The organism is Pseudomonas sp. PS01301, assembly GCF_029960215.1.
Taxonomy (GTDB): Bacteria; Pseudomonadota; Gammaproteobacteria; order Pseudomonadales; family Pseudomonadaceae; genus Aquipseudomonas; species Aquipseudomonas coleopterorum.
This window is the reverse complement of sequence record NZ_JASCPM010000091.1, coordinates 1-4,137: the sequence shown is the minus strand read 5'-3', so window position 1 is coordinate 4,137 and position 4,137 is coordinate 1. Positions and strand designations below refer to the sequence as shown.

2 protein-coding genes and 1 riboswitch are annotated in these 4,137 nt (G+C 62.8%); of the genes, one reads left to right on the top strand and one right to left on the bottom strand.

Annotated features, from left to right (window positions below):
- Positions 1-226 precede the first annotated feature (226 nt).
- Positions 227-1,684: a TolC family outer membrane protein gene (locus tag QMX89_RS22430; protein WP_049862073.1), complete on the bottom strand. Its 1,458-nt coding sequence runs from the start codon at positions 1,682-1,684 to the stop codon at positions 227-229.
- Between the two features lie 172 nt (positions 1,685-1,856).
- Positions 1,857-1,961: riboswitch (TPP riboswitch) on the top strand.
- 149 nt (positions 1,962-2,110) lie between these two features.
- Between QMX89_RS22430 and thiC the strand changes: the two genes are divergently transcribed.
- On the top strand, positions 2,111-4,015 hold the full coding sequence (thiC, locus tag QMX89_RS22425) for a phosphomethylpyrimidine synthase ThiC (RefSeq protein ID WP_282349932.1): 1,905 nt from the start codon (positions 2,111-2,113) through the stop codon (positions 4,013-4,015).
- The last annotated feature ends 122 nt before the right edge of the window (positions 4,016-4,137 follow it).

The following is a 4,137-nucleotide window of genomic DNA, read 5'->3' as shown; positions in this document are numbered from 1 at the left end:
AGGAGCAAGTCCTGCCTTAAGCAGCGATCGGCATCCCCCAGAAACACATTTTTGTGAGTACACGAGCAAGAATAATGATTCTTGCCGAGTGCGGGCACAACATACAAGCAGCGGCGCGAGCCGCGTCACTGGCGACGCGATTCACCTGACACCCCGCATCACCGCCCGACGCGGCTCGCGCCGCTGCTACAGGGTTGCGCAAGCCGTTCAGCAGCGTCGCGTCAGGTCATGGTTTCGCTGGCGGCTTGAGCAGCGCTTCGGCGGCCTTGGCCAGGTCCGGTGGCAGGAAATCCTTGTCCGGGTTGTAGTCGGCCTTGAGGAAGCGCGTCAGGTCCTGCAGGTCGCCCGGGCTCAGGATGCCTGCCGCCTGCTTGAGGCGCAGGTTGTCCAGAATGTAGTCGTAGCGGGTGTTGTTGTAGTCGCGCACCGAGCTGTACAGCTGACGCTGCGCGTCGAGCACGTCGACGATGTTGCGCGTCCCCACCTGATAGCCGATCTCGGTGGCCAGCACCGAACTCTGGTTGGAAATGATCGACTGCTTGCGCGCCTGCACCTGCTCGACATCGGTGTTGACCGCACGGTGCAGGTTGCGGGTGTTCTCCACCACCTGCCGACGCAGGCTTTCGCGCTGCTGTTCGCTTTGCGTGAGCCGCGCATAGGCTTCACGTACCTGCGAGCTGGTCAGGCCACCACTGTAGATCGGAATGTTCAACTGCACGCCGATGCTGCGCTGCGACACATCGCTGCCATAGCTGACGCCCGGCAGGGTCGATGGGTTGCTGAAACCCAGGTTGTCGTTGTCGCCCTTCTGGTATTGCGCGACCGCATCCACCGTCGGCGCATGCCCGGCCTTGCGCTGGCGCAAGGTCTGCTCGGCGGCTTCCACGGCGTAGTTGCTGGCCAGCAGATCAAGGTTCTGCCGCGAAGCGGTATCGACCCAGGTACTGGCGTCATTGGGTATCGGCGCCAGCACGGGCAGGGTGTGAACGATGCCCTGGATCGAATTGTATTCGCGGTTGGTCAGCGTGATCAGGGCCTGGAACGCATCCTCCACCTGGCGCTGGGCGATGATCCGGTTGGCCCGGGCGGTGTCGTAGCTGGCCTGGGACTGCAGGGTGTCGGTCTTGTCGGAAAGACCGACGTTGAAGCGCTCCTGGGACTGATCGAGCTGGCGCCGGAATGCATTCTCCTCGGCGCGCGCGGTGGCCAGGTTGTCTTGGGCGCGCAGCACCGAGAAATAGGCCTGGGCACTTTGCAGAATCAGGTTCTGCTCAGTAGCCGACAACTGCACTGCAGCCTGCTCGTCGACCGCCTTGGCCGCCTTGAGCTGGAACCAGCGGTCGGCACGGAACAGCGGCTGGCTCAATTGCGCGCGGTAGGAATTGCCACTGCGGTTGTACACCGCCGAGGGCTGGTCCAGCGCCGTGCGGGTGTCGTTGATGTCGTAACCGGCCGACAGGTTGGGCAGCAAACCAGCGCGCGCCTGCGGCACGATTTCGCTTTGCGCGGCATAGTCGGCCCGCGAGGCGGCCAGGTCGGCGTTGTTCAGTACCGCTTCCTGATAGACGCTGACCAGATCGGTCATGCTCGCCAACGGTGCCTGCTGCGCCAGGGCCAGGCCTGGGATGGCACCGGACACGGCCAGGGCGAGGGCCGTTGCCGAGGGAAATCTACTGCGCAGCATGGGGGCAATCCTTGGTCTGTAAGCTGGGTCTGGACATCAGCTGTGGAAAGAGGCTTGGGGCAGGGCGAGTGTAGAGCGCGGCGCGCCGCACAACAATCGGTCCGATGCAACGGGCACTATCAAGACCTGCAGGCGGGGTTGGCGTTCCGTGTGCAGGGCGTCTATGCTGTGCACGTTCTTGTCGGGGTGCCTTGCTATGAGGCTGAGATCGGATAATCCGGATCCCGTTGAACCTGATCAGGTTAACGCCTGCGTAGGGAACAAGATTTCTCGTCTTTGCGGCGAGTCCTCTTGTGCTTCGTCCGAGGTCTCGCGCATTTCTGCACAGCACCTCGCGTACAAGCACAGCATCCGTTCACAGGGTGCATCCGTGCCTTTCAGGTTCGCTCCGACATTCCCTGCTGGATGCCGTCTGGAGAGCCTGTGATGAATACAAAAGCAAAAAACACCGTGCATTTGAGCGAATCGGCCCAAGTCGATTCAGGCTCCGTGCAGCCCTTCACCCGTTCGCGCAAGATCTACGTCCAGGGCTCGCGGGCAGACATCCGTGTGCCCATGCGTGAAATCAGCCTGGACGTCACACCGACCGACTTTTCCACCGGCAACAGCAGCGGTGAGATCAACCCGCCGGTGACCGTCTACGACACCTCCGGCCCCTACACCGACCCCAATGTCGTCATCGACGTGCGCAAGGGCCTGGCCGACGTGCGTTCGGCCTGGATCGACGACCGTGGCGACACCGAACGGCTGCCCGGCCTGAGTTCTCACTTCGGCCAGCAGCGCCTGAGCGACGACGAACTGACCAAACTTCGCTTCGCTCACGTGCGCAACCCGCGCCGGGCCAAGGCCGGCGCCAACGTCAGCCAGATGCACTACGCGCGTCAGGGCATCATCACCGCCGAAATGGAGTACGTCGCCATCCGCGAGAACATGAAGCTGGCCGAGGCCCGCGCTGCCGGCCTGCTCAAGGATCAGCACAAGGGCCACAGCTTCGGCGCCAGCATTCCCAAGGAGATCACCGCCGAGTTCGTGCGTGAAGAAATCGCCCGTGGCCGCGCGATCATTCCGGCCAACATCAACCACACCGAACTCGAACCGATGATCATCGGCCGCAACTTCCTGGTGAAGATCAACGGCAACATCGGCAACAGCGCCCTGGGTTCCTCCATCGAGGAGGAAGTGGCCAAGCTCACCTGGGGCATCCGCTGGGGCTCGGACACGGTGATGGACCTGTCCACCGGCAAGCACATCCACGAAACTCGCGAGTGGATCATCCGCAACTCGCCCGTACCGATCGGTACCGTACCCATCTATCAGGCCCTGGAAAAAGTCGGCGGCGTGGCCGAAGACCTGACCTGGGAGCTGTTCCGCGACACCCTCATCGAGCAGGCCGAGCAGGGCGTGGACTACTTCACCATCCATGCCGGGGTTCTGTTGCGCTACGTCCCGTTGACCGCCAAGCGGGTCACCGGCATCGTCAGCCGCGGCGGGTCGATCATGGCCAAGTGGTGCCTGGCGCACCACAAGGAAAACTTCCTGTACAAGCACTTCGACGAGATCTGCGAAATCATGAAGGCCTACGACGTCAGCTTCTCCCTGGGCGACGGTCTGCGTCCGGGCTCGATCGCCGACGCCAACGACGAAGCTCAGTTCGGGGAGCTGGAAACCCTCGGTGAGCTGACCAAGATCGCCTGGAAGCACGACGTCCAATGCATGATCGAAGGTCCGGGGCACGTGCCGATGCAGCTGATCAAGGAGAACATGGACAAGCAGCTGGAATGCTGCGACGAAGCGCCGTTCTACACCCTCGGCCCGCTGACCACCGACATTGCTCCGGGTTACGACCACATCACCTCGGGCATCGGTGCGGCGATGATCGGCTGGTTCGGTTGCGCCATGCTTTGCTACGTGACGCCCAAGGAGCACCTGGGCCTGCCGAACAAGGATGACGTGAAGACCGGCATCATTACCTACAAGATCGCCGCGCACGCCGCCGACCTGGCCAAGGGGCACCCCGGCGCGCAGATCCGCGACAACGCCTTGAGCAAGGCGCGTTTCGAGTTTCGCTGGGAAGACCAGTTCAACCTCGGGCTGGACCCGGACACCGCGCGCGCCTACCACGACGAAACCCTGCCCAAGGACTCGGCCAAGGTCGCGCACTTCTGCTCGATGTGCGGGCCGAAGTTCTGCTCCATGAAGATCACTCAGGAAGTGCGCGAGTATGCGGCCAACCAGAAGATCGAGGCCGTCGACCTGAGCGTGGAGGAAGGAATGCGCGAACAGGCCCAGCGCTTCAAGCAGGAAGGCAGCCAGCTGTACCAGAAAGTCTGATCAGGACCTTCAGTGGTGCGGCGTTCGCGGCCGATGACCGCTCCTGCGATTTCTCCGTAGGAGCGGTCATCGGCCGTGAAACCCGCACCGCGTCTGACCTGACACCTCACCAATGCTCCGAC